Raw genomic sequence first — 24967 nt, 5'->3', positions numbered from 1 at the left:
TTAGGAGAGTATAATGGCAAACTATGACGTCATCGTAATCGGCGCCGGCCCCGGCGGCTATGTCTGCGCCATCCGCTGCGCCCAGCTGGGTCTGAAAACCGCCGTTGTCGAAGGGCGTGAAACCCTGGGCGGGACCTGTCTGAACGTGGGCTGTATCCCGTCCAAGGCTCTGCTGCACGCCTCTCATCAATTACATGAGGCCGAGCATAACTTTGCCAAGATGGGCCTGAAGGGCAAAAGCCCCTCGGTCGACTGGAAACAGATGCAGGCATACAAGGAAGAAACCATCGAGGGCAACACCAAGGGCATCGAGTTCCTGTTCAAGAAGAACAAGATCGACTGGCTCAAGGGTTGGGGATCGATCCCAGCGGCCGGTCAGGTGAAGGTGGGCGATGAGGTCCACTCGGCCAGGAACATCATCATCGCGTCCGGGTCCGAGCCGGCCTCGCTGCCGGGCGTTGAGGTCGATGAAAAGGTCGTCGTGACCTCGACTGGTGCGTTGTCACTGGGCAAGATCCCGAAAAAGATGGTCGTGATCGGCGCGGGTGTTATCGGTCTGGAGCTGGGGTCCGTCTATCAGCGTCTGGGGGCCGAGGTCACCGTGATCGAGTTCCTCGACGTAGTCACTCCGGGCATGGACCCTGAGGTGCAGAAGACCTTCCAGCGCATCCTCAAGAAGCAGGGTCTGAAATTCGTGATGGGAGCAGCGGTGCAAAAAACCGAAGCCACCAAGACCAAGGCCAAGGTTACCTACAAGCTGCGCAAGGATGACAGCGAGCACGTGATCGACGCCGACACCGTTCTGGTCGCGACCGGGCGCAAGCCGTTCTCGGACGGTCTTGGGCTTGAGGCTCTGGGCGTTGAGATGACCCCGCACGGTCAGATCAAAGTTGGTGCAGACTGGCAGACCAACGTTCCGGGCATCTATGCCATCGGCGACGTGACCGAAGGCCCGATGCTGGCACATAAGGCCGAGGATGAAGGTATGGCTGCCGCCGAGCAAGTCGCGGGCAAGCATGGTCATGTCAATTATGGCGTCATCCCGGGCGTGATCTACACTTGGCCCGAAGTGGCGAACGTGGGCGAAACCGAAGAGACGCTCAAGGCCGCGGGCCGCGCCTACAAGGTCGGCAAGTTCATGTTCATGGGCAATGGCCGCGCCAAGGCGAACTTTGCCGCCGATGGCTTCGTCAAGATTCTGGCCGACAAGGAAACCGATCGCATTCTGGGTTGCCACATCATCGGTCCGGCCGCGGGTGACCTGATTCACGAGGTTTGCGTCGCGATGGAATTCGGTGCCTCGGCCGAGGATTTGGCCCTCACCTGCCACGCCCACCCGACCTATTCGGAAGCGGTGCGTGAGGCCGCACTGGCCTGTGGCGATGGTCCGATCCACAGCTGATAGATTTACGATAGAACTCCTTAAAGGCGAGCCAAGAAGCCCGCCTTTTTCTTGCCGCTGCGCCACCTTACTTTTGCTACCGTATAGGTTGATCACTCGATTGTGATTGCCGGGAAGAACCGGCAGAACTGATTGAAACGAAACATTTATCGAGGCGGAAATGCGGTTTGCACTTCTTTGCGCGGTGGCGCTGTTATTCACCATGTTCTCTGGTCAGAACGCGCACGCGGCCCGCGGCGGCGGCGTCTGGGGCACGGCCGAACAGATGAGCCTTGTTGCTGAAACCGATGTCACGGACAATTCTGGTCAACAGCTGGCCCTGTGCCATTTGACCAAAAAGACTCACATCATGTTCGCGGGCGTGTGGCGCAGTTCGATCGGCTATGTCATGGCCCCGAACAAATGCGACAGCGACAGTTACTACTCGGTCAACGCCGAACAGTTGGCGATGGGCAAAGTGGTGGGGACTTACCCTGCGGACCTGCCGGATCAACCCTCGATGTCAATCGCCGACATGATCTCGGGGTTTTGGGGTTTGGGTGCCATTGCAGTGTTCTTGCTTTTAGCGGTAGCGAAATCCGCTCGCCAAACCAAGCGCACGGCGCAGAGGCATGCACAGATGGGCGATGTACATCCGGCGGCCTTGCGGGCGATGGATGCGATGTGCCACGCCGCAAAGGCGGATGGCACGCTGGACCCGTCTGAGATTGCGTTGATGGCCGATATTGCCAAGCAGATGACCGGCGAAACCTTTGACGAGGCCCGCATCCGCCGCATATTCGATATGGCCGAGGCCAAACCGACCGAGGCACAATTCGCCGCTTTTGGCACCGGGTTGACCTCGGATCAGAAACGCATGGTACTGCAGGCCACGCTGATGATCGCAGCCGCAGACGGCAATATGGATGAGGATGAGGCCCTTTTCGTCCAGAAACTGGCGCGCGGGCTGGGGATCAATGTGGACGAATTCATGACGATGTTTCAGGCCGCGAACGCCAACCCGGCCTGATTTACCACATGGTCTTTGCGGCGCGTGCCCCCCACTCGGAATCGTAACGCGCGCCGCCTTCTTCCCCTTCGCTCACCTCAGCCAGAATCTCTCCCATGGTGGGGAGGTCGGCACTTTCGTCGCCCGCGTTCCATGTCCGCGCCCGCATCATTGCGCGGGCGCATTGGGTGTAGATCTCGGTGATTTCGATGACTACGACGGTCGCGGGTTGCTTACCGTTCTTCTCGAAGTGAGCGCGCAAGGTCACGTCCGCCGTTAACCGCGCCTGTCCGTTTACCCGAACCACATTGTTCGACCCAGGCACCAGGAACATCAGCGCCACACGCGGGTCACGCACGATATTGCGCAGGGAATCCAGACGGTTGTTGCCGCGCCAGTCCGGCAGGGCCAGCGTTTTTGGACCAAGTTCCAACACCACCGGGCCATCGTCCCCGCGCGGGCTGCCATCGGTGCCTTCAGGGCCAACCGTACTGAGAATGCACAGCCGCGAGGCCATGATCCACTTGCGGTACAGCGGCGTCAGGCTATGCGCCACCTTGCGCAGTGAGGGCGCTGCGGGCGTACCGTACAGCCCTTCGAGCGTTTCGATATCTTCAATGAACTCCATCCGGGTCAAACCCCACTTCTTTCATCAATGCATCAGAGCGCGTTTCGATCACGTCTTCCAGCCGTTGCAGGAAATCCTTGCGGCCAACGCCTGGTTCAATCGGATCGAGAAAATCGACAATCGCCAGCCCGGGTTTGCGCAGAACGCCCGTGCGCGGCCAGAAAACGCCGGCGTTGGTTGCCACTGGAACGCAGGGAAACCCCAGGCCTTCGTACAGAACCGCCGTGCCCACCTTGTAGGGACGATGCACCCCCGGCGCGACGCGGGTGCCCTGCGGGTAGATGACCAACTGGCCGGGTTCGTTGAATTCCTTGGACACGTCCTTGACCATCTTGGCCACGGCCGCACCCTTCTTGCCGCGATCGACCGGGATACAGCCAAGGCGCCGGGCATACATGCCGATGATCGGTGTCCAGAGCAGTTCCCTTTTCATGATGAACTTGCCGTGGGGCACCGCGTCGAAAATTATGATGATGTCGAGAAAGGACTGATGCTTGGCGCCTACCACGACCTCACCCTTGGGCACGGCCCCGCGGACCTCGGTGCGGATGCCGACCATCCAGCGGGCCAGCCACATGGTTGTGCGGGCATAGGTCTTGCAGGCCCGCAGCGCACCACTTTTGGCAAACAGAGCATAAGGGGCGAAGACAACGCCCAGGATCAGCATCCAAGTGTAGATCACGATCATGAAGATCAGCGAACGGATCCATTGAAACGCTGTGGCCATCACGAAAGCTCCTTCAATTTACGGCTGGCGGCAGTCCAGGTGGCCATAAAGGCGACAGTGGCACCTAATACCGGGATCAGTGCCGGCAGTATCCAGCCTGCGCCCTGAAAGCCCAGACCGGTCAGAAAACCGCCCTCATCCGAGGCTTCGGGCAGCAGCAGCACGCCGGTCATGCCCAGAATGACGCCCACAACCGCGCCAAAAAACGCGCGGTAGGTAAAGCGCCGGACAAAGGCGCGGGCAATGAAACGGTCGCGGGCACCGACCAGGCGCAGCACCTCGATGATCTGGGCGTTGGCCGCCAGCGACGCATTTGCCGCCAGCGTGATCATCGCGGCCGTCGCCCCACCGATCAGCAGGATCGAGACCCAGCCCAGCCGCCGCAGCGACATCGCCGCATCCACCAGCGGTTCGCGCCAGCGGGTGTGGTCGTCCAGTACGGCGCCCGGCACTTCGGCCCCCAATCGCAGACGCAGGCCGGTTGCATCCAGACCGGGCTCTCCTTCGATGATTTCGATCAGTTGCGGTATCGGCAAGGCGTCCAGCGGCAGGTCGGGGCCGAACCATGGCGATAGCAGAGCGGCCTGCTCCTCGGTCGTCAGCGCCCGGGCCGAAGCAACACCAGGTGTCTGGCTCAGCACAGTCAGGGCGGCCTCGGTCTGGGCCGCCAGTTGGTCGGCTGGGGCGTTGATGCGCAGGGTCGCGGCCCCGGCCAGTTCACTCGCCCAGCGATCCGCCAGTCGCCCCGAGGCCAGCGACAGCGCCAGCGCAAACACCGCCAGAAACGCCATCGCGCCCGACACGAACAGAGTTAGATGCGCGGTATAGCCGGTGGGCGGCACGACCCGGTCGGCACGCGCGTCCCGTTGCAACAGGTTTCGAATCATCCCCTTGCTCATAGATCTGCCCCCGCAAGCTGGACCTGACGTTGCGAGATCCGCAGCACACGCGCCTGCACCTGACTTTTGGCGGCTCGGATCAGGCTCAGGTCATGGGTGGCAATCAGCACGGTCTTGCCCATCTTGTTCAGCTCGACCAGCAGGCGCAGCAGGCGTTGCGACATCTCCCAGTCCACGTTGCCGGTGGGTTCATCCGCCAGCACCACATCCGGCGACAGGATCACCGCACGGGCCAGCGCGGCGCGCTGACGTTCACCCCCTGACAGCTCCGGCGGGTGCGCATCCAGCCGGGTGCCCAGACCGACCCAAGACAGCAATTCGCTCAGGTCTTCTCGCTTCGCGGTCTCGGCCTGCCCGGATACCATCAATGGCAAGGCCACATTCTCTGCCACCGTCATGTGATCCAGAAACCGGCAGTCCTGATGCACGACACCGATCCGACGTCGCAATAGGGCCATCTGGTCCCGATCCAGCCGGGCGACATCCTGCTCCAACGCGCTCAGCCGCCCGGATGTGGGCAGCAACGCGCCATAGCACAGCTTGAGCAACGTGGTCTTTCCCGCGCCCGACGGGCCGGTCAAAAAGTGAAACGACCCTGGTTGCAGCTGCAGCGACACGTCGCTCAGCAGTTCGCCTCCACCATAGGTGTAGCTGACATTTTCCAGCTCGATCACAGGGGCCCCCATTCTAGTTGCCGCCCTTCTTGCCCGAGCGCGGTTGTGGTTTCAATGCCTGCACCGGGTCGAATTGGTGACACTTGTGCCGCGAAACCGAAAACACCCTTTGCGGTCGTGTCTTAACGGAATAACATCCCTGAAAAAACTATTATCAGGTCGAGGTTCCGACCAGGAGGCAGTATGCGTCTTACGTGTCCGAATTGCAGCGCCCAGTACGAGGTGCCAGACGAGGTCATTCCTGAAGAAGGCCGCGACGTGCAATGCTCGAATTGCGAGAACACCTGGTTTCAGGCCAAGTACCCGGACCTGCCCGCCCCTGTGGCGGTCGAGTCTGTAGTCGAGGAGACACCTGCCGAGGCAGAGCCAGCACCAGCAGAGCAAGAGCCAGCGCCAGCAGAGGAAGCGGCTGCATCTGCCACCGAGGTAAAAGTGGCGCCCAAGCCCGAACCCGTGCCGGAACCCGAGGCTGCGCCGGAACCTGAAAAACCTGCGGCGAACGGGAATATCGATCCTGCGGTAGCCAGTATCCTCAAGGAAGAAGCAGCCCGCGAGGCTGATCTGCGCGCTCAGGAAGGCGGCAGCCTAGAGACCCAACCCGATCTGGCACTGGACGCCCCTCCCGAGCCCGAACCCGAGACGGAACGCGCCGTCAAGGAGTTGACGGCCACCGAGACCGCGGAAGATGCGGGGCAGAAGGACGCGCTGCCGGATGTCGAGGCGATCAATTCCAGCCTGCGAAGCGATGACACCGCGGGGACAGAGGACACCGCTCAGCGCAAATCCGGTGGGTTCATGCGCGGTTTTGCAGCGATCCTGATTGTCGGAATTGTGCTGATCCTGATCTATGGCAATGCGCAGAAAATCAGCCAGGCCGTTCCGCAGGCCGATCCCATCCTTGAACCCTATGTGACGATGGTGGATCAGGCACGGCTGTGGCTTGAGATGCAGACCTCGGGTACGGCACAGAACTGATCCGGTTGCAGGACAGCGTCAGAAACGCTCCAGCAGCCGCTTAAGGTATTCCAACTCGATCTGAGGACGGTCCGTTTCGCCGGTACGGCGGCGGATTTCGTCCAATAATTCGCGGGCGCGGCGATAGACATCTTCGCCCTGCAGCATGTTGTCATCGGTCGAGATCGATCCGTTCGTACCCGGGTTGCGGCCCAAAGGATCGCGGTTGTTGGCCTGCATATCGCCCTCCTGCGAGCCTTGGCCGGGTTGGTTCTGCTGGTTCTGGGCCAAAGCCTCGCCCAGCGACCGCATCCCTTCGCGCAGGGCTTCCATCGCCTCGGACTGGCGGTCAATGGCCTCTGCCAGATCGTCGCTGCGCAGGGCCTCTTCGGCCTCATCCATGGCGCGGCCAGCGCGGCCCAGCGCATCACGTGCAGCCTCGCCCTCGGGCGTTCCCGCGCCGGGCAGGCTTTGTTGTTGACGGCCCAGTTCATCCCGCAAGGCCTGCTGGCGATCGGCCAGCGATCCCTCACCCTGTTGGCTACCGCCCTGTTGATCCGAGCCGCGACCGCCCTGGCCTTCATGGCTCTGCCCCCGGCCCTGACCACCGCTGCGGCCTTCGTTGCCTTCGCTTTCACCGGCCTGCGCACCGGGGTTGAACTGTTCCTGCAGATCGCGGAAGGCCTGATCGCTCAGCCCCTGCTGTTCACGTAATGTCTCAGCCAACCCCTCCATGGCCTGCTGGCCTTCGGATTGCTGGCCCTGACCCTGACCTTGGGTGACGCGCATGTTTTCCATCATCTGCTGGAACTCTTCCAGCGCCTGTTGCGCCTCGGCCATGCGGCCCTGTTCCATCAGTTCCTGAATGCGGTCCATCATCCGCTGCAGATCATCCTGCGTCATCTGCAGGGTTTCGCCGTTCTGGCCTTGCTGGTTTTCGTCGAACTCTCCGTTTTCCTGCGCCAGACGCTGCAACTGGCGCATGTAATCCTGCGTCGCTTCGCGCAGCTCTTGCATCAGTTCTGCGATCTCCTCATCCGAGGCGCCGTTCTTCATCGCCTCGGACAAGCGTTCCTGCGCCCGGCGCATCCGCTCCAGCGCATCGGCAAGCGTGCCCTCTTCAATGATTACCGCCAGATCCCACAAGGCCTGCGCGATCTCTTCCTGCTGCTTGGGCTTCAGATCGTATCTGGTAAATGCCTCCAGCCGCCGCAGGGTGACACGCAAACGCAGATAAGCGGTGTCCGAGCGAAAGAGCCCCTCGGGCAGATGCGAAACCGCCCGCAGCAGTTGGGCAACCCGCGGCGCGTTGTCCCGCGACCACAGCAGATCGCGGCGCTGTTCGATCACCGCTGCTGCCAGCGGATCAAAGAACCGCCGCGCGGGCAATTTGGTCCTATAGGGTTCGGACTGACTATCCTGATCCGCTGCATCGCGTGCCGTCAGGGTGATTGTCACCGGCAAATGCGCCCAGGGGTGCTGTGAGAAATCCTCGATCAGGTCCTCGGTGAAATCAGCCCTATCACCGGTGATCGGCATCGGCAGTTCCACCTCGATCGCCTCGCGCGCCTCGGGTGATGTGGTGAGGCCATAGCGGCGATCCACTGCAGCAAGATCCAGCCTGATCGTTGCGCTGCCGGACACCACGCCATAATCGTCACTGGCAGCAAAGGGCAGCTTCATCTGTCCGCCCGCCTCGGCCTCGGCCACGTCCGCGACACCAATGCTGGGCGCGATATCCTGAACCACATCCAGTGCCCAGTCACGCCCGGACGGCCCTGCGATCTTTAGCTGACCTGAGCGTTCGGCCACAAATTCCTGCTCTGGCTCGGCAGCGTCCTGAGTACCCAAGGGCGTGGTTGTTTCCGTCAGGCTATGCGCGCCAACTTCTCCGTAAAATCGCAAGGTGATGCGGCTGCCCTGCGGGATCGACAGCGTCGGATCGGTCTGGTCGGCCAGATAGAGCGTCGGAAGGCCGGTATAGCGTGGCGGCTCGACCCACCCTTCCCAACTTGGCCCCTGCCCGGCAATCGCCGCGCCCGGCGCCATCTCAGCCACCGAACCGATGCGCCAAAACGACCCAAAAAGACCCGCGATCACCAGCGCCAACAAGGCAGAATACCGCAATGCATAAGGATCGCGGTCGGCCAGCCGCAGGTCTGGTTTGACCGGCTCGGCCTGCGCTGCCCGTTGCGCCATCCGCGTCTGATGCGCGTGCCAAAGCGCCACTGAATCCAAATCCGTCGCCCCGATGGCCTGATCATCCATCAGTGCCTGAATCGGACGTCCCGGCAGAGCGGCATCCAGCCGCATCAGCGCTTCGGCCTGTGATGGCACATGGAATCGCCTTGCGCCCAGGACTAACGCAGCAAGCAGCCCCAACAGGGCCAATGCACCGACAATCCAAACGATTTCCACGCCCACAAGATCCTGCAGCCCAAGCATCAAAGCCGCCAAAACCGCCATGCAAATCGTGAAAAACGGCCAAAACGCGCGCAAAACCTGCTCGGCCAGCATCCCTGCGTGCGTCAGCCACAGGGACAGTCTCGGGATCGGCAGGTTCGGTCTTGCGGTCAAGGCGGGCCTCCTGAACGGGCCCGCGCGGTCATCGCGTCAAAGCCACGAGGGTATGGTATCGCGGTTTATGATTTCGTCAAAGCTTGGCCGTTCACGAATAACTGCAAATTGATCCCCATGCACCAGAACCTCGGGGATCAGGGGCCGGGTGTTGTATTCGCTTGCCATCACGGCGCCATAAGCCCCGGCACTGCGGAAGGCGACCAGGTCACCGGGCGCAAGCGGTGGCATGTTGCGCTGTTTGGCGAAGGTGTCACCGGTTTCGCAGACCGGGCCGACGATGTCATAGGGCTGTTGCTCGACGCCCGGTTCGGGCTCCTGAACAGCGACTATATCGTGATGCGCCTCGTACATCGCGGGACGGATCAGGTCATTCATGGCACCGTCGAGGATCAGGAAATCGCGGCCTTCGCCGGATTTTACATAGATCACCTTGCTGACCATCAGACCCGCATTGCCTGCGATCAGACGGCCGGGCTCAATCTCGATCTCACAACCCAGATGGCCCAGTGTTTTCTTGATCAGCACGCCATATTCCACCGGCAGCGGCGGCGCTTCATTGGCACGGGTGTAGGGAATGCCCAGCCCCCCGCCCAGATCAAGGCGGCGAATGTTGTGGCCCTCGGCGCGCAGTTGTTCGGTCAGCTCGGCAACCTTGGTATAGGCCAGCTCGAACGGCTCCAGCTCGGTCAGTTGCGAGCCGATATGGACATCGATGCCGATCACCTCCAAACCCGAAAGGGTGGCGGCATGGGCATAAACCTCGGACGCGCGGGCAATCGGGATGCCGAACTTGTTTTCCGACTTGCCTGTGGCGATCTTGGCGTGAGTCTTGGCGTCCACGTCCGGGTTTACCCGAACGGTGATCGGCGCAACAACGCCCAGCTCCAACGCAACGGCGTTGATCACCTCCATCTCGGGCTCGGACTCTACGTTAAACTGACGGATACCGCCGGTCAGTGCCGTGCGGATCTCATCCACTGTTTTGCCAACGCCCGAGAACACAATTTTATCACCCGGAACACCCGCCGCCTTGGCGCGCAGGTATTCCCCGCCCGATACCACATCCATACCCGCGCCCGCCTGCGCCAGCGTCTTCAGGATCGCCTGGTTGCTGGCGGCTTTCATCGCATAGCAGACAAGGTGCTCGGTGCTCTCCAGCGCATCATCGAACAGCTGGAAATGCCGCAGCAGCGTCGCGGTCGAGTAGACATAGAAGGGGGTTCCGACCGCGGCTGCGATTTCGGAGATCGGGACATCCTCGGCGTAAAGCGCGCCGTCGCGGTAGAGAAAGTGATCCATGACTGCGCGCTTAGACCAAAACCGCCCGTCGGATCAATGGATTCGACTCGCGCGGGATCATTGCATCAGTTGGTTGTCGACACACCAACCCGCGCGTAGCCCGAGACCGAAACGCCGGAGCGTCCCGAATTCGCCTCGGGCTCGGGACGGGGGGTGTACGAGGGATCGCAGGCCGCAAGAACGGCGAGGGACAGGATCAGACCGAAAAATTTCATATTGTCATCTTAGTCCAGGAATTTCGGCACCAGGCCAAACTCATCGGCAAACATGGGTGTCACGCAAATTAAAAGCAACTGACGCAGAGGATTAAATGCCCAGATAAACGCCCAACCCACCGCGTCGCAGGCCAACACCGCCACCGACATGGGTGCCGCTGCTGCCAACGCCTACATTAGCGCTCATAGTGGGTTGAATCGGCTCACCATCGGCACCGCAGGCGGCCAGTGCAAACCCGGCCGCAATCAGCAAGACAACACGTAGAATATGCATCATAACAGCGCCTTCCACCGCTTGACCTGGGCACGCACCTGATCCGGTGCGGTGCCACCATAGGACTGACGCGAGTTTACCGAATTTTGGACGGTAAGGACAGAAAAGACGTCGTCGGTGATATCCGCATGGACTGACTGCATGTCCTCCAGCGTCAGATCAGGCAAGTCGCAACCCTTGCTCTCGGCCATGGCCACCAGCGATCCGGTGACGTGGTGCGCGTCGCGGAACGGCAGACCCGGCACCCGCACCAGCCAGTCGGCCAGATCGGTGGCAGTCGAGAAACCCGAGCCCGCCGCGGCGGCCAGGCTGTCACGGTTGGCGGTCATGTCCTTGACCATGCCCTCCATCGCGGCCAGCGCCAGCATCCAGTTGTCGGCAGCATCAAAAACCTGTTCCTTGTCTTCCTGCATGTCTTTGGAATAGGCCAGCGGCAGGCCTTTCATCACCATCATCAGCGCGGTGTTGGCTCCAAAGATGCGCCCGACCTTGGCGCGGATCAGCTCCGCCGCGTCAGGGTTCTTTTTCTGCGGCATGATTGACGAGCCGGTCGAAAACCGATCCGACAGGGTCACAAACCGGAACTGGGCCGAGGACCAGATCACCAGCTCCTCAGCAAAGCGCGACAGGTGCACTGCGCAGATCGAAGCGGTCGACAGGAACTCCAGCGCGAAATCGCGATCACTGACGGCGTCCAGCGAGTTGGCGGCGGGGCGGTCGAACCCCAACGACTCGGCCGTCATGTGGCGGTCTATGGGGAAGGATGTCCCGGCCAGCGCAGCAGCGCCCAAAGGGGATTCGTTCATCCGGGCGCGTGCATCGCGGACGCGGCTCAGGTCGCGACCGAACATCTCGACATAGGCCATCATGTGATGGCCCCATGTCACCGGCTGCGCGGTTTGCAGATGGGTAAAGCCCGGCATGACCCAATCGGCGCCTGCTTCGGCCTGCGCCAAAAGCGCGCGGATCAGGGCCAGCAGGCCGGTTTCGGCCGCGTCCAGTTGGTCACGCACCCACAGTTTGAAATCGGTCGCAACCTGGTCATTCCGCGACCGACCCGTGTGCAAACGGCCTGCGGGCTCTCCGATAACCTCTTTCAGACGTGCTTCGACGTTCATGTGGATGTCTTCCAGCGCGGTCGAGAACTGAAATTCTCCGTTCTGAATTTCTGACAAAACGGTGAGCAGCCCTTCCCGAATAGCCTGCGCATCACTATCAGTTATAACGCCTGTCGCCGCCAGCATAGCGGCATGGGCACGCGAGCCTGCAATGTCCTGGGCTGCCATCCGCTGATCGAACCCGATCGAGGCGTTAATCGCCTCCATGATCGCGTCTGGACCGGCGGCAAAGCGGCCGCCCCACATCTGGTTCGAGGATTGATCGGTCATGTAAGAAAACCCGGAGTTGATATGCGCCTATTTCGTCTGATCCCCCTTTATATGGCCCTTGCGCTGGGTGCAAACGCGGCATTGGCCACGGATGCGGAAACTCTGGGCCCGCTGCGCGACGGTACGCTGAAACGGCTGATCCTGCATAAGGAACCCAAACCCCACGAGCTGGTCGAATTCCAGCTTGAAGATGACGGCGGCACCGCAACGCTTGAGGATTACAAGGGCAAATACGTTCTGCTGAACTTCTGGGCCACATGGTGCGCGCCGTGCCGCAAGGAAATGCCGCAGATCGCCGAGTTGCAGGCAGAGTTCGGCGGCGACAAATTCGAGGTCCTGACGCTGGCCACCGGGCGCAACTCACCCGCGGGCATCAAGAAGTTTTTCGAAGAGAATGGCATCGAAAACCTGCCACGCCATCAGGACACAGGTTCGGCCGTGGCGCGGGAGTTTGGCGTGATCGCCCTGCCGATCACGGTGATCCTCGATCCCGACGGCAATGAGATCGCCCGGTTGATCGGCGATGCGGAATGGAATTCGGACAGCGCAAAAGCGATTATTTCAACGCTGGTGGGCGCTGAAAGCTAAGGAATACGCCATTCCCACTAATCTGTGCTAGACTGAAACCGGCCCCGGTGGGCCGGTTTTTTCGTTTGTTACCTTTTGGAAGGGAGGCGACAATGAAACCCGTAGTACTGTTGATAGGTCGCTTGCCAAATGTCATCGGCGACGTGGCGCGGCAATTGGATCACATGCCGATCCAATGGCTGGGTGCGCATGATCAGGATGAGGTCCGGCGGCAACTGGATGCCGAGCCCCGGATTGTCTGCGCCATTATGGGCGCCGGGCTGGATGACAAGATACGCGGCGAGATGGTGGGCATTATCGCTGCACGCAGACCGGATATCTGCATTCATCTCAAGGATCGGGCATCCGGCCCCGACGGTCTGGTGCCCTTTGTTAAGCGTGTCGTGCAGCACGAAATCCTCGACACGCTCGAGGCAGGCTGACGCCACGCAACCTTTGACAGCATCCTGACCGCTCTGCACTCTGCGGGCGGGAGGATGGAATGCCGCTTGAAATACTGCTGGTTCTGGTTGTCGGAGGCATCGTCGGTGTGACGGTGCTGCTGCATTTGGCCGGACGGTCGCGGGTGCGCGAACTGACGCCCGAGACCGCGCGCTCGGAATGGCTGCGCCATGCGCCTGACGATGTGATCATCGACATCACCCTTGCACATGACAAACACGCGGCCCTGATCCGGACCGAGACCGGCAACGGGCTGCTGTGGTCCTTCGGCGCCGATACCGTGGCGCGTCATCTGCTGGATTTTGACTGGCTGGATCACCCCGACGGGTTCGAGATCCAGTTCCACGAATTCGGCACGCCCAAAGTGATCATCCACCTTGACGAATTCGAACGCCCCCACTGGGAGCATCTGATGGACCCCGCATGACCGACCAAGTTACTTTCCCCGACGCCGTGCAATGGGCGGTGCCGTTTTTCATCGCCGCCATACTGGCCGAGTTCCTGTGGATCGCCATCAAGGGCAAAGGCGGTCGGTACGAAACACGGGATGCGGTGACCTCGCTGGTGATGGGGGCGGGCAACATCGCCTCGGGCTTTTTGCTGGGGTTCATCGCCTATGGGTTTTTTATGTGGTTGTGGCAAATCACGCCGCTGAACCTGGGAACCTCGATCCCGGTGATTATCCTGTGCTTTGTGCTGGACGACCTGCGGTACTACTGGGTGCATCGTTTTGGCCACCGCATCCGCTGGGTTTGGGCCAGCCACGTAAACCACCACAGCTCGCAACACTACAACCTGACCACCGCATTGCGGCAGACATGGACCTATACGTTCACCTTCATGATGGTCGTGCGCGCGCCCCTGATCCTGCTGGGCTTCCACCCGGCAATGGTCCTGTTCTGCGGCGGCTTGAACCTTATCTACCAATTCTGGATTCACACCGAAGCCATCGGCAAGATGCCCCGCTGGTTCGAGGCGGTAATGAACACTCCCAGCCACCACCGTGCGCATCATGGCCGCAATGCGCGCTATCTGGATTGCAACTATGCAGGTGTGTTCATCATCTGGGACAAGATGTTCGGCACCTTCGTGCCCGAACAGACGCACGACCGTGTCGATTACGGGCTGGTCCACAATATCGGCACATTCAACCCCCTGCGCGTGGCCTTCCACGAATGGGTCAGCATCTGGCGCGACGCGACCCAATCGGGGCTGACCCTGCGCGAGCGTCTGGCCTATTGCTTTGCACCGCCGGGTTATAGCCACGATGGCAGCCGCGACAGTTCAGAGCAGATCAAAGCCAAGCACCTTGCCCGGCACCCGGAAGATCGCGGCACGCCCGGTTTCGAGCATTTCGAGGCCAAAGCGCTCAATACGCGGGCAAAACAGGCTTAAATTCGCCGACCCGGTGCCCCCTTGCCTTGAAAGCGGGAAATCACATTCCATATTCAGCGGATGTGACCCGTATCGAGTAGCCGGAGGCCGAAATGTCCAGATTGACAACTTTTTCAACCGTTCTTGGTCTGGTCGGGCTGGTTCTGGCAACGATGTCGGCACTGGCGGGAGGCGCGCCCAGCATCATTGCGCTGGGATTTGCCATGCTGGCACTCGGCTTTATGGGGGCCGTGGTCGGCGCAGCCGCCGCTTTGGGCCGCGTCTGGGAAACGACGCGCTGAACCGCATCAATTTCACGCCCTTTAACCACAGATTCATAGTTTTGGCCTGAAATCAGACCCCGAACGGCGACGTAACGGGAATGGCAAAGCTATGCGGGACAAAAAGCAGGCAGATGTGCCCGAGGGTGCCGAAAGCCCTCTGAATGCGGCTGTCGCATCCCGCGATACGTCCACGGTTCAGATGGCGACCGAGGCGGTTAAGCACAAACAGTGTAAACTGGCCTTTCAGCCCGTAATGCAAGCTCACCCTCCGTTTGGCGTGGCTTTTTACGAGGGCTTCATCCGGGTTCTGGACGAAACCGGGCGGGTCATTCCCGCGCGGGATTTCATGCCTCAGCTGGAAAACACCCCCATCGGGCGGGATCTGGATTGCGTTGCGCTGGAAATGGGGCTGCGGACGCTGGCGAGGAACCCCGATATCCGCTTGTCCATCAACATGTCGGCCCGCTCGATCGGATATGCGCGGTACTCGCGGGTACTGGAGCGGTTCCTGAAAAAAGACGCCAATATCGGTGAACGACTTATTCTGGAAATTTCGGAAAGCTCGGCGATGACAGTGCCGGAACTGGTGATTGATTTCATGGACCGGCTGCAACCGCGCGGCGTGGCCTTTGCACTGGACGATTTCGGTGCCAGCAATTTCAGCTTCCGCCATTTCCGCGAGTTTCTGTTCGACGCCGCCAAGATTGACGGGCAGTTCATACGTGGCATCAGCAACAACCCCGACAATCAGGCGCTGGTCCGCGCTCTGGTCGCTGTGGCACGGGAATTCGAAATCCTGGTGACGGCCGAATCGGTTGAAACCAAGGCAGACGCGGAATTTCTTGTCGCCAATGGCGTGGACTGTTTGCAGGGTTTTTTATTCGGCACCCCCACCGTCTCGGCCCCGTGGAAAGACCAAAAAGCCCAGCAAACCGGCAGTTAGACACGCAAGAACTGCCGTTAGGGCACCCTGAGACAAGGTGACCGTTGCTGCATTTGCAGCATTGCGCTATGCCATGTTCAGTTGGAGCGGGGGATCAGGAGGCGCTCTGGTTCACAGGGGCTTTGCCTTTGCGATCCGCGCCGTTACGGTTCCCACAGGACCTTGATGGTAAAGGATTGTCTATATGACCAACGTAGTAATCGCATCCGCAGCACGCACCGGTGTCGGCAGTTTTGGCGGCTCATTTGCAAACACACCCGCACATGATCTGGGTGCCGCCGTTCTCGAGGCTGTCGTCGAACGCGCCGGTGTCGAAAAGGGTGAGGTCAGCGAAACCATCATGGGCCAGGTGCTGACAGCCGCGCAGGGTCAGAACCCGGCGCGTCAGGCGCATATCAATGCCGGTCTGCCGCAGGAAAGCGCGGCCTGGGGCATCAACCAGGTTTGCGGCTCGGGCCTGCGTGCCGTCGCTCTGGGCGCTCAGCATATTCAGCTGGGCGATGCCGAGATCGTTGCCGCTGGCGGTCAGGAGAACATGACCCTCTCGCCCCATGCCGCTGCTCTGCGCGCCGGTCACAAGATGGGCGACATGAAGTATATCGACACGATGATCCGCGACGGCCTGTGGGACGCCTTCAATGGCTATCACATGGGTCAAACCGCCGAGAACGTCGCCGAGAAATGGCAGATCAGCCGCGACACGCAGGATGAATTCGCTGTGGCCTCGCAGAACAAGGCCGAAGCCGCGCAGAAGGCTGGCAAGTTTGCGGATGAAATCACGCCCTTCACCATCAAGACCCGCAAGGGCGACATCGTGATGGACAGCGACGAATACATCCGCCACGGCGCCACCATGGAAGCCATGGCAAAACTGCGCCCGGCCTTCACCAAGGATGGCTCGGTCACCGCGGCAAACGCGTCGGGCCTGAATGACGGTGCGGCGGCAACCCTGCTGATGTCGGCCGAAAACGCCGAGAAGCGCGGCATCGAACCTCTGGCCCGCATCGCATCCTACGCAACTGCCGGTCTGGACCCGTCGATCATGGGCGTCGGCCCGATCTATGCCTCGCGCAAGGCACTGGAGAAAGCGGGCTGGTCGGTTGACGATCTGGATCTGGTCGAAGCCAACGAAGCCTTTGCCGCGCAGGCCTGCGCCGTGAACAAGGACATGGGTTGGGACCCGTCGATCGTGAACGTCAACGGCGGCGCGATTGCCATCGGCCACCCGATCGGCGCTTCGGGCTGCCGCGTCCTGAACACGCTGTTGTTCGAAATGAAACGCCGTGATGCGAAGAAGGGTCTGGCAACTCTCTGCATCGGCGGCGGCATGGGTGTCGCCCTCTGTGTGGAGCGTGACTAAGTGCTTTGACAATTAGACATAAAGGGGCGTCCGTCGGGCGCCCTTTTTTGTTACAATTACCCCTTACCCGATAGATGCGACAATATCGCCGGAAAGAAAGACGAAATCGAACGCGAAACGATATTGCGCAACAATCTCTCTCAGAGTAACAGAATTACCAAGCAGACTAAATTGGAGGAATCCTCAATGGCACGTACAGCACTCGTAACCGGCGGCTCCCGCGGCATCGGCGCAGCAATTTCCAAGGCGCTCAAGGCCGAAGGGTATAACGTTGCAGCCACCTATGCCGGGAACGACGAAGCGGCGGCAAAATTCACCGAGGAAACCGGCATCGCCACCTACAAGTGGAACGTGGCCGATTATGGCGAATCCAAAGCGGGTATCGAAAAGGTTGAGGCCGAGGTTGGCCCGATCGACATCGTAGTCGCCAACGCGGGCATCACCCGTGATGCTCCTTTCCACAAGATGACCCCCGATCAGTGGAAAGACGTGATCGACACCAACCTGACCGGCGTGTTCAACACTGTCCACCCCGTCTGGCCCGGTATGCGCGAGCGTAAGTTTGGCCGCGTGATCGTCATCAGCTCGATTAACGGTCAAAAAGGGCAGTTCGCTCAGGTGAACTACGCCGCGACCAAGGCGGGCGATCTGGGCATCGTGAAGTCGCTGGCGCAGGAAGGTGCGCGCGCGGGGATCACCGCCAACGCGATCTGCCCCGGTTACATCGCGACCGAGATGGTCATGGCGGTTCCTGAAAAAGTTCGTGAATCCATCATCGGCCAGATTCCGGCCGGACGTCTGGGTGAGCCCGAAGAAATCGCCCGATGCGTGGCTTTCCTGGCATCCGACGAATCTCAATTCATCAACGGCTCGACTATTTCGGCCAACGGTGCGCAGTTCTTCGTCTGATCCGACCATCCAGCAAGAAATCGGGCCGGTCCATATGGACCGGCCCTTTTGTATCCCGTAAGAACGCGCGCGCTGCGCTCAGCGGGAACCGAACAACCAGTTCAGCACTTCATTGATGACACGGGCCCGTTCCTGATGGGCGCGCCGAAAAGCGCGGGCGGCGGCGGGATTCGTAGTCGCTTCGATCATGGCGATTTCCTTTTTTCAGAACAGTTCATTTGACTTGATCCCAATATGAAGCCTACAAAAATAGCAGACAAACGAGCTTTATAACCGTCTCAGTTAAGTAAATCTTATCCGAATGAGTGACTATCTACCCCCTCTTACCGCCTTACGCGCCTTTGATGCAGCTGCGCGGCACATGTCTTTTGCCAAGGCCGCAGAAGAGCTGCACGTCACGCCCGCCGCTCTGTCCTTTCAGATCAAATCGCTGGAAGAGCATCTGGGTCGCCCCTTGTTTCGCCGCCTGAATCGCGCAGTGGAACTGACCGAGGCGGGGCGCACCTTGGCCCCCGGAGCGGCCGAAGGGTTCGCCACTCTGCAGGCCGCGTGGCAGACGACCAGACGGCAAGGCAACGACACCAGCCTGACGGTGACCGCAGGCCCAGCCCTGACGGCCAAGTGGCTGGCACCACGGCTCTATGACTTTGCGCGGACGCATCCTGAGATTGACCTGAAGTTTTCGGCCACCCTGCGGATCATGGATCTGGAACGTGATGATGTGGATGTGGCCATTCGCTTCGGCTATGGCCCGGATGAGGGGTTGTACTCGGTTCCCGTTCGCAAAGAATGGCTGACCCCGGTCATGACCCCGGAACTGGCCGAGCGCTATCCAACCCCCGAGAGCCTGAAGGACGCTCCGTTGATCCATGACGACTCGATTGCGTTCCTCAGGCCACGCTGCGACTGGCCAACATGGTTCCGGGCTGTGGGGATCGATTTCACACCCGAACATGGAGCGAGATTCTCGAACGCCGATCACGCGATTGATGCCGCTGTTGCGGGGGTTGGCGTGGTGCTGGGCCGCCGCGCCATAATCCTGAAAGACATGACCGAGGGGCGACTGGTTGCCCCCTTCAAAGTTGCCATCGAGACTCGCGGACGATTCCGATTTCTGTGCCTGCCCGGTGCCGAAAACCGGCCCCAGATCGCGGCCTTTCGGGATTGGTTCGTTGCCGAGATCGAGAAAACCGCGCATATCTCGAACGAATTCAAGATCATTCCGGTGGAAGATGTCCCTGCCCCATGACCAGAACACGCGCAACAGCCATCGGGTTTATCGCCGTTTTGCTGTGGGCCTTGCTGGCCTTGTTCACCGTCGGATCATCTCCGACCCCGCCCTTGCTGCTGAACGCCATCTGCTTTTCGGTTGGAGGTACTCTGGGCCTGATCTGGACATGGGCCAGCGGCGGGTTGCGCCAGTTGCGCGCTGTACCGTGGACGACATACCTGTTCGGCACCATCGGGCTGTTCGGGTACCACGCACTGTATTTCTCGGCCCTGCGTATGGCCCCCGCAGCCGAGGCCGGATTGATTGCCTATCTCTGGCCATTGCTGATCGTGCTGTTTTCCGGGCTGCTGCCGGGTGAGCATCTGCGCATCGGGCATTTAATCGGTGCCTGCCTTGGTTTTACCGGCGCTGCTGTGATCATTGCGGGGGGCGGCAGTATGGGGTTTCAGTCCGATCACCTGCCCGGCTATGGGCTGGCGCTGCTATGCGCCCTGACATGGTCAGGCTATTCGGTCCTGTCACGCCGTTTGGGGGATACGCCAACCAGTTCTGTTGCCGTGTTCTGCATGATCACAGCCATCGCCTCGGGCCTGTTGCATCTGGCCATTGAGGAGACCGTCTGGCCAAGCACCGTCATCGGCTGGGCCTCGGTTGCAGCACTAGGGCTGGGGCCGGTTGGGCTGGCGTTCTATGTGTGGGATATCGGGGTCAAGCAGGGCGACATTCAGATGCTGGGCACGGCGTCCTACGCGGCACCCCTGTTGTCTACGCTGGCTTTGGTTGTGGCCGGGATCGCCGCCCCGTCCTGGGGTTTGGCGATCGCGGCCGTGTTCATCACTGGTGGCGCGGCGATTGCCGCGCGGGCCAGTATAAGACGCTAGTTCGACAGTCGCTCGATCTCTTCCTTAAGCCTAAGCTTCTGCTTTTTAAGCTGAGCAATATGGAGATCGTCGATGCCAGGCGAGCGTTGGGCTTGTTCAACTTCAAGACCGAGAGATTCGTGTTTTTTCTTCAGTTCGGTCAGGTGTGCGCTCACGCTCATGGCGATACTCCTCTGTTGGTGTCTGAGTTTCACGTAAGAAGTTGACCACATCGTTTCCACCCTGTCACGCTGCATACGCACAGATTCTGTCACAAATCCGACAAATTCGGCTGGTTACTGCCTATCGGTCGAAAATGCCGCAGATCGCGGCCCCGTCGCGTAGCACGGCAGAGACCTGAGTCGTATAGCTTTCACCGTCTTTTTCGTGCCGGTCGCCCGCGTGTAAAATCAGTGGTGCGTGTAGCCGAAATGCTGCCCGCCCTCCCTTTCTGGCCCGTAAAATCACCAATTCGGCAGCGCGACCGGTACGGGCGGCCAGGGGCAGCACCTCGACCGACCCCAGAAGCCCTGCACAAGCTGCCAGCATGTCGGGTAAACGGTCGGACTTTTGGATCATATGCAGGTACCCGCGCGGTGCGAGGCGTTTGGCGGCAACGTCGAACCAATCGGCCAAAGGAGTCTCTTCCCCCAAAGCCACGCTACGCCCTTTATCCGCGGCACGGCTATGCGCCCCGGCGCGATAATAGGGCGGATTGGCAATCACGTGGTCGAACTGTCTCTGTTTCAAGTCGGCAGGAAGAGCACTTAGGTCTGCTTCGATCACCTCCAGCGACGCACCGTTTTCCACCGCGTTTCGGCGCGCCAGGTCGGCATAGGGCGCTTGCAGCTCCACCCCGACCCCTTGCAGCCCCGACACACGGACCAACAGGCACAGGATTGCAGCCCCGGCCCCACAGCCCAGTTCCAGCACGGTGTGACCACGTGTCGCCGGAACCGACGCCGCCAACAGCACCGGATCCACCCCGGCGCGATAGCCGGAACGCGGTTGCCACAGGCGCACACGCCCGTTTAAAAAGTCGTTACAAGTCAAATCACTATTGGGGAACAGGTTCATCGTCCCAACGGTATCTCGTTGTCGCGCATCACTCTTTCAGCGCGGTTCAGGTCATCCGCACGCACCATCAGGCGGCGCGGGAAGATTCCGATGCCGCCCTCGAGGATGCTCATATTTACGTCCATCTGAAAGCAGTCTATATCCTCGCCCTCAAGAAGGGCCGAAGCAAAGGCTAGGATCGTTGGATCGGTGCTGCGCAAAAGTTCTTTCATGGGACGGATGTAAGGGCAAGGTACGCTGAAAGTCGAGCCTTGTATCAGGAGTGTGATGGAAATCGACACGATCACGAAACCGCATGAACGGCTGGCGGAAATTCTGGCTGGTGAAATGGGCGCAGTCAACGAGCTGATCCGCACGCGCATGGCCTCAGAACATGCGCCGCGCATTCCCGAAGTGACCGCACATCTGGTCGAGGCCGGTGGTAAGCGCCTGCGCCCGATGCTTACGCTGGCGACGGCCCGCCTGTTCGGTTACCCGGGCGACCACCATGTGCGGCTGGCGGCGACGGTCGAATTCATCCACACCGCCACGCTGCTGCATGACGATGTGGTGGATGAAAGCGCCCAACGGCGTGGGCGACCCACGGCGAACCTGCTGTGGGACAATAAATCCAGCGTTCTGGTCGGTGATTACCTGTTTTCCCGCAGCTTCCAGCTAATGGTTGAGACCGGATCGCTGCGGGTCCTGGACATTCTGGCCAATGCCTCGGCCACGATCGCCGAGGGCGAAGTGCTGCAAATGACAGCCGCCACCGATCTGGGCACGGATGAGGCAATTTACCTGCAGGTCGTGCGCGGCAAGACGGCCGCCCTGTTCTCGGCCGCGACAGAGGTAGGCGGCGTCATCGCCGGAGCATCCGAGGAACAGGTCAAGGCGTTGTATGACTATGGCGACGCGTTGGGTATTGCCTTCCAGATCGCGGATGATCTGCTGGATTATCAGGGCGATAGTAAGGCCACAGGCAAGAACGTCGGTGACGACTTCCGTGAGCGGAAACTGACCCTGCCGGTAATCAAGGCCGTGGCGCAAGCAACCCCCGAGGAACACGCCTTTTGGGAACGCACCATTGGCCGGGGCCGTCAGGAAGATGGCGATCTTGATCACGCATTGAGCCTGATGGGTAAATACGGCACTCTGGACGCTACCCGCGCGGATGCGTTCGGATGGGCCGCCAAAGCCAAGGCTTCGCTGGACGCCCTGCCCGATCACGAGATCCGCACCCTGCTGCGCGATCTGGCCGACTACGTGGTCTCGCGCCTCAATTAAGCTGCGTCGCGCGGCACCACCAATCGGGATGGGCCGCACCGATCTCATAAGCCGCAAAATGCGCGTCTTTCATCGTTGGATACAAAGCGAAACAGGTCGAGCCTGAGCCCGACATGCGGGCCAGAAGAGCTTGTTTGGTCTCCGCCAGTTCCTCAAGCACACGTGCCACATCCGGGGCCAGCCCGGTGGTGGGCGGCTCAAGATCATTGCGCTGATCCCGCAACCACGCAGCACAGACCTCAGGCGTGTCGAATGATGGGATCATGCCTGGCATGGACGGGTTGTCACAATTGTCCAAAGCCGAGAACACTGCGCCTGTGGGCACTTCGACGCCGGGATTCACCAGCAGGGCGGGCAATGGGGGCAATGTGATCGGATTCAAATGCTCGCCAATACCGCGCATCCGCACGCCGGAAGCCAACATGCAGACAGGAACGTCCGCACCCAAAGACAATGCTACGTCTGCCGAGACGGTCGCTCCTTGATCCGCGATCATTCTCAGCGTCGCCGCAGCGTCCGATGACCCGCCTCCGATCCCACCGCCATGGGGCAGCACCTTTTTCAAATCGATATGCCCGGTCCAGCCCGCGGCCTCGGCGGCTTTCCAGACCAGATTGCGGTTGTCCGCGGGCACGCCCACCGCGTGTTCACCGGTGACCATCATTGACAATTCGGAGCCCGGTGTGAACACCAGCGTGTCGCCGATGTCTGCAAAGACCACCAGAGAATCCAGCAGGTGATAGCCGTCCGCCCGTTGGCCGGTCACATGCAGGGTAAGGTTGATCTTGGCTGGCGCGAAGGCCTTAATTGCCATTGGCGACCTTCAGCGGTTCGGCCCCCTCTTCGGCCAGAACCGCGTCTAGCCCAATTTCCAGCTTGCGGCGGATGCGCTCGGGGTCGGCCTCGCCATCCGTATCTGACGGGTCGATGAAGGACAGGGCGCGGCTCCATTGGAATTCGGCCTCACGCCCACGGCCGACGGCCCAGTAAACGTCACCCAGATGGTCATTCACTACTGGGTCAACCGGCATCAGTTCGACCGCTCGCTCCATATGCTCGACCGCCTCGTCATAGCGGCCCAGACGAAACAGGACCCAGCCCAGACTGTCGACGATATAGCCACTGTCAGGTCGTGCGGCGACGGCGCGTTCGATCATATCAAGCGCCTCATCCAGCTTTTCCTGCCGTTCAACCAGCGAGTACCCCAGATAATTCAGCACCTGAGGTTGGTCCGGATTCAGTTCTAATGCGCGGCGGAAATCGCCCTCGGCCTGATCCCAGTTCTTCAGCCGTTCGTGCGAGATACCACGGGCATAATGCAGGAACCAGTTGCCGCCCGAGGCGCCCTCGGTCAGCTCGATTGCCCTGTCATAGGATGCGACGGCTGCCGCGTATTCCTCTTGCTGGCGCTGCAGATCGGCCAGCGCCACATGCACGCTGGGCAGATCCGGGCTCTGGCTGGCGAGCGTCTGCAGCACTTCGGCCGCAGCATCTTTCTTGCCCCACCGGCTGAGCACTTCGGCCCGTCCCAGTTCGGCGGCGTGGTAATCGCTGCTGCTGGGCGGAACCTTGCGATAAGCGTCCACCGCCAGATCATATTGCTCCAGCCCGTCCAGCAACTCGGCGCTGAGCAGGATTGCGTCCACGTGGCCGGGCCGTAGAAACGCGGCGATGCGCACGTAAAGCAAAACGTAGTTCTCGGCAGCCTCATTGCTCAGCGCGGCGCCCACGGAAAAGAACACTTCGGCCATGCCATCCTGTGCTGATTGCGCATGGGTGAACGGCAGCGTTTCACCGGCGCTCAGTCGTGAGGCATAGCCTTCGATGGACGGATCGCTGCCAGCGGCAAAAACCTCTGCTAAAAATTGCAGCGCCTCATCGTGGCGATCCAGTTGCGAAAGAACCTCGGCCCGGGCCAGGGCCGCGCGGCGTGAAAAGCGAGACACAGCACCGTTATGCGCCGTGAATACCTCTTCTGCGCCTTCGAAATCACCCGCCGACGCCAGTGCCAACGCTTTGTGGTACAGCGCAAAGTCCCGCAGCCCGTCCTGCGTGGCAACCTCATCGAATTGCTCCAAAGCGCGGGTCATGGCGCCCTGCCCCATATAGGCCCAGCCCTTCATCAGACCATCAACCAGAGGCCCCACGCCCTGTGTTTCATGATCCAGAGCCAATAGGTCGTCCAGTTTGCCCTCGGCCACCAGGTTGGCAGTAATCACCATCCGCGCCGCCTGGCTGGGCAGGCCCATATCCTCGATGGCCTGTGCAACCGGAAGCGCGCGCTGCACTTCGCCCAAGGACAAGCGCGCGACGACAACGCTTTCCAACAACGTCGCATTTTCGGGATCGGCCTGCAGGGCCCGGGCATAGTATTTCTCGGCCGCGGTATAGTCGTTCTCGTAAATCGCCTGACGGCCGGCCAGATAAGCGCCAGACCCCGTATCCGCTTGAACCGGAAAAACAAAAGACGAGGTGAACAGCACAGCCAGCGCTGCGCGACGAACCAGAGAAACCACCACAATCCTGCCTTGCTATTCTTGTCTGCGCAATAAGCTAGGGCTTTGGTAGGCAAGAGGCAATGGCAGAGCCTTCACGACCCTGCCAGT

At 60.6% G+C, this 24967-nt stretch carries 28 protein-coding genes; 14 read left to right on the top strand and 14 right to left on the bottom strand.

Annotated elements, in window-relative coordinates; genetic code table 11:
- Positions 1–13: 13 nt before the first annotated feature.
- Both lpdA and ACR1XY_RS10265 read left to right on the top strand, forming a co-directional pair.
- Positions 14–1402: a dihydrolipoyl dehydrogenase gene (gene lpdA / locus ACR1XY_RS10270; protein ID WP_480592813.1), complete on the top strand. Its 1389-nt coding sequence runs from the start codon at positions 14–16 to the stop codon at positions 1400–1402.
- 160 nt (positions 1403–1562) lie between these two features.
- A complete protein-coding gene (locus ACR1XY_RS10265; protein WP_480592812.1) occupies positions 1563–2411 on the top strand; it encodes a TerB family tellurite resistance protein in 849 nt (282 codons plus the stop codon).
- A 1-nt stretch (position 2412) separates the two neighbouring features.
- Here ACR1XY_RS10265 and ACR1XY_RS10260 read toward each other — a convergent pair whose 3' ends face one another.
- From ACR1XY_RS10260 to ACR1XY_RS10245, 4 genes are read right to left on the bottom strand one after another with little or no spacing between them, the layout of a single operon-like run.
- Complete coding sequence (locus ACR1XY_RS10260; RefSeq protein WP_480592810.1) at positions 2413–3018, bottom strand: pyridoxamine 5'-phosphate oxidase family protein; 606 nt, start codon at positions 3016–3018, stop codon at positions 2413–2415.
- Entirely contained in the window at positions 3005–3745 is a 741-nt protein-coding gene (locus ACR1XY_RS10255) for a lysophospholipid acyltransferase family protein (protein ID WP_480592809.1), read from the bottom strand. The genes ACR1XY_RS10260 and ACR1XY_RS10255 overlap by 14 nt, the downstream gene beginning before the upstream one ends.
- Positions 3745–4644, bottom strand: coding sequence for a cell division protein FtsX (locus ACR1XY_RS10250; protein ID WP_480592807.1), 900 nt, complete (start codon positions 4642–4644; stop codon positions 3745–3747). The genes ACR1XY_RS10255 and ACR1XY_RS10250 overlap by 1 nt, the downstream gene beginning before the upstream one ends.
- Entirely contained in the window at positions 4641–5318 is a 678-nt protein-coding gene (locus tag ACR1XY_RS10245; RefSeq protein WP_480592805.1) for a cell division ATP-binding protein FtsE, read from the bottom strand. Before ACR1XY_RS10245 ends, ACR1XY_RS10250 begins: the two co-directional genes overlap by 4 nt.
- A 183-nt stretch (positions 5319–5501) precedes the next feature.
- Here ACR1XY_RS10245 and ACR1XY_RS10240 point away from each other — a divergent pair, with 183 nt between their 5' ends.
- On the top strand, positions 5502–6293 hold the full coding sequence (locus ACR1XY_RS10240) for a zinc-ribbon domain-containing protein (protein WP_480592803.1): 792 nt from the start codon (positions 5502–5504) through the stop codon (positions 6291–6293).
- A gap of 18 nt (positions 6294–6311) precedes the next feature.
- On the opposite strand, the gene ACR1XY_RS10235 is transcribed toward ACR1XY_RS10240, so the two are convergent.
- From ACR1XY_RS10235 to argH, 5 genes are all read right to left on the bottom strand, one after another.
- Positions 6312–8849, bottom strand: a complete 2538-nt coding sequence (locus ACR1XY_RS10235) for a TIGR02302 family protein (protein WP_480592801.1) — start codon at positions 8847–8849, stop codon at positions 6312–6314.
- A gap of 36 nt (positions 8850–8885) precedes the next feature.
- The gene (gene lysA, locus ACR1XY_RS10230; protein WP_480592799.1) at positions 8886–10151 is read right to left on the bottom strand and encodes a diaminopimelate decarboxylase; all 1266 of its coding nucleotides are present in this window, start codon (positions 10149–10151) and stop codon (positions 8886–8888) included.
- Between the two features lie 65 nt (positions 10152–10216).
- On the bottom strand, positions 10217–10366 hold the full coding sequence (locus tag ACR1XY_RS10225; RefSeq protein WP_480592797.1) for a hypothetical protein: 150 nt from the start codon (positions 10364–10366) through the stop codon (positions 10217–10219).
- A gap of 91 nt (positions 10367–10457) precedes the next feature.
- Positions 10458–10643, bottom strand: coding sequence for an argininosuccinate lyase (locus ACR1XY_RS10220; protein WP_480592795.1), 186 nt, complete (start codon positions 10641–10643; stop codon positions 10458–10460).
- Positions 10640–12028, bottom strand: a complete 1389-nt coding sequence (gene argH, locus ACR1XY_RS10215; RefSeq protein ID WP_480592794.1) for an argininosuccinate lyase — start codon at positions 12026–12028, stop codon at positions 10640–10642. The genes ACR1XY_RS10220 and argH overlap by 4 nt, the downstream gene beginning before the upstream one ends.
- 21 nt (positions 12029–12049) lie before the next feature.
- On the opposite strand from argH, the gene ACR1XY_RS10210 reads away from it, so the two are divergent.
- From ACR1XY_RS10210 to yddG, 10 genes are all read left to right on the top strand, one after another.
- Positions 12050–12616, top strand: a complete 567-nt coding sequence (locus tag ACR1XY_RS10210) for a TlpA disulfide reductase family protein (RefSeq protein WP_480592792.1) — start codon at positions 12050–12052, stop codon at positions 12614–12616.
- 92 nt (positions 12617–12708) lie between these two features.
- Positions 12709–13038 (top strand): hypothetical protein, encoded by a 330-nt coding sequence (locus ACR1XY_RS10205; protein WP_480592790.1) that lies wholly within the window; start codon positions 12709–12711, stop codon positions 13036–13038.
- A 59-nt stretch (positions 13039–13097) separates the two neighbouring features.
- Positions 13098–13484: a hypothetical protein gene (locus ACR1XY_RS10200; RefSeq protein WP_480592788.1), complete on the top strand. Its 387-nt coding sequence runs from the start codon at positions 13098–13100 to the stop codon at positions 13482–13484.
- On the top strand, positions 13481–14452 hold the full coding sequence (locus ACR1XY_RS10195) for a sterol desaturase family protein (protein ID WP_480592786.1): 972 nt from the start codon (positions 13481–13483) through the stop codon (positions 14450–14452). The genes ACR1XY_RS10200 and ACR1XY_RS10195 overlap by 4 nt, the downstream gene beginning before the upstream one ends.
- Before the next feature lie 92 nt (positions 14453–14544).
- Complete coding sequence (locus tag ACR1XY_RS10190) at positions 14545–14733, top strand: hypothetical protein (RefSeq protein WP_480592784.1); 189 nt, start codon at positions 14545–14547, stop codon at positions 14731–14733.
- 91 nt (positions 14734–14824) lie between these two features.
- Positions 14825–15658, top strand: coding sequence for an EAL domain-containing protein (locus ACR1XY_RS10185; protein ID WP_480592782.1), 834 nt, complete (start codon positions 14825–14827; stop codon positions 15656–15658).
- A 184-nt stretch (positions 15659–15842) separates the two neighbouring features.
- On the top strand, positions 15843–17018 hold the full coding sequence (locus ACR1XY_RS10180) for an acetyl-CoA C-acetyltransferase (RefSeq protein WP_480592780.1): 1176 nt from the start codon (positions 15843–15845) through the stop codon (positions 17016–17018).
- A gap of 186 nt (positions 17019–17204) precedes the next feature.
- On the top strand, positions 17205–17927 hold the full coding sequence (phbB, locus tag ACR1XY_RS10175) for an acetoacetyl-CoA reductase (RefSeq protein ID WP_480592778.1): 723 nt from the start codon (positions 17205–17207) through the stop codon (positions 17925–17927).
- A gap of 301 nt (positions 17928–18228) precedes the next feature.
- Positions 18229–19176: a transcriptional regulator GcvA gene (locus ACR1XY_RS10170; protein ID WP_480592776.1), complete on the top strand. Its 948-nt coding sequence runs from the start codon at positions 18229–18231 to the stop codon at positions 19174–19176.
- Positions 19173–20039, top strand: coding sequence for an aromatic amino acid exporter YddG (gene yddG, locus ACR1XY_RS10165; protein ID WP_480592775.1), 867 nt, complete (start codon positions 19173–19175; stop codon positions 20037–20039). Before ACR1XY_RS10170 ends, yddG begins: the two co-directional genes overlap by 4 nt.
- Here yddG and ACR1XY_RS10160 read toward each other — a convergent pair.
- The 3 genes from ACR1XY_RS10160 to ACR1XY_RS10150 form a co-directional block, all read right to left on the bottom strand.
- Positions 20036–20200, bottom strand: a complete 165-nt coding sequence (locus ACR1XY_RS10160) for a YdcH family protein (RefSeq protein ID WP_170327212.1) — start codon at positions 20198–20200, stop codon at positions 20036–20038. The genes yddG and ACR1XY_RS10160 overlap by 4 nt on opposite strands.
- 121 nt (positions 20201–20321) lie before the next feature.
- Positions 20322–21095 (bottom strand): tRNA1(Val) (adenine(37)-N6)-methyltransferase, encoded by a 774-nt coding sequence (locus ACR1XY_RS10155; protein WP_480592773.1) that lies wholly within the window; start codon positions 21093–21095, stop codon positions 20322–20324.
- Positions 21092–21307 carry a putative signal transducing protein gene (locus tag ACR1XY_RS10150; RefSeq protein ID WP_480592771.1) on the bottom strand — a complete coding sequence of 72 codons (216 nt, stop codon included), beginning with the start codon at positions 21305–21307 and terminating at the stop codon, positions 21092–21094. Before ACR1XY_RS10150 ends, ACR1XY_RS10155 begins: the two co-directional genes overlap by 4 nt.
- A 55-nt stretch (positions 21308–21362) precedes the next feature.
- Between ACR1XY_RS10150 and ACR1XY_RS10145 the strand changes: the two genes are divergently transcribed.
- Positions 21363–22361 carry a polyprenyl synthetase family protein gene (locus ACR1XY_RS10145; protein WP_480592769.1) on the top strand — a complete coding sequence of 333 codons (999 nt, stop codon included), beginning with the start codon at positions 21363–21365 and terminating at the stop codon, positions 22359–22361.
- Here ACR1XY_RS10145 and ACR1XY_RS10140 read toward each other — a convergent pair.
- Both ACR1XY_RS10140 and ACR1XY_RS10135 read right to left on the bottom strand, forming a co-directional pair.
- Complete coding sequence (locus ACR1XY_RS10140) at positions 22354–23175, bottom strand: 4-(cytidine 5'-diphospho)-2-C-methyl-D-erythritol kinase (RefSeq protein WP_480592767.1); 822 nt, start codon at positions 23173–23175, stop codon at positions 22354–22356. The genes ACR1XY_RS10145 and ACR1XY_RS10140 overlap by 8 nt on opposite strands.
- Positions 23165–24877 carry a tetratricopeptide repeat protein gene (locus ACR1XY_RS10135; protein ID WP_480592765.1) on the bottom strand — a complete coding sequence of 571 codons (1713 nt, stop codon included), beginning with the start codon at positions 24875–24877 and terminating at the stop codon, positions 23165–23167. The genes ACR1XY_RS10140 and ACR1XY_RS10135 overlap by 11 nt, the downstream gene beginning before the upstream one ends.
- Positions 24878–24967: the final 90 nt, after the last annotated feature.

The sequence above is a fragment of the Ruegeria sp. AD11(2025) genome (genome assembly GCF_056542405.1).
The sequence above is the reverse complement of the archived record's forward strand: the minus strand, read 5'-3'. Positions and strand labels throughout refer to the sequence as shown.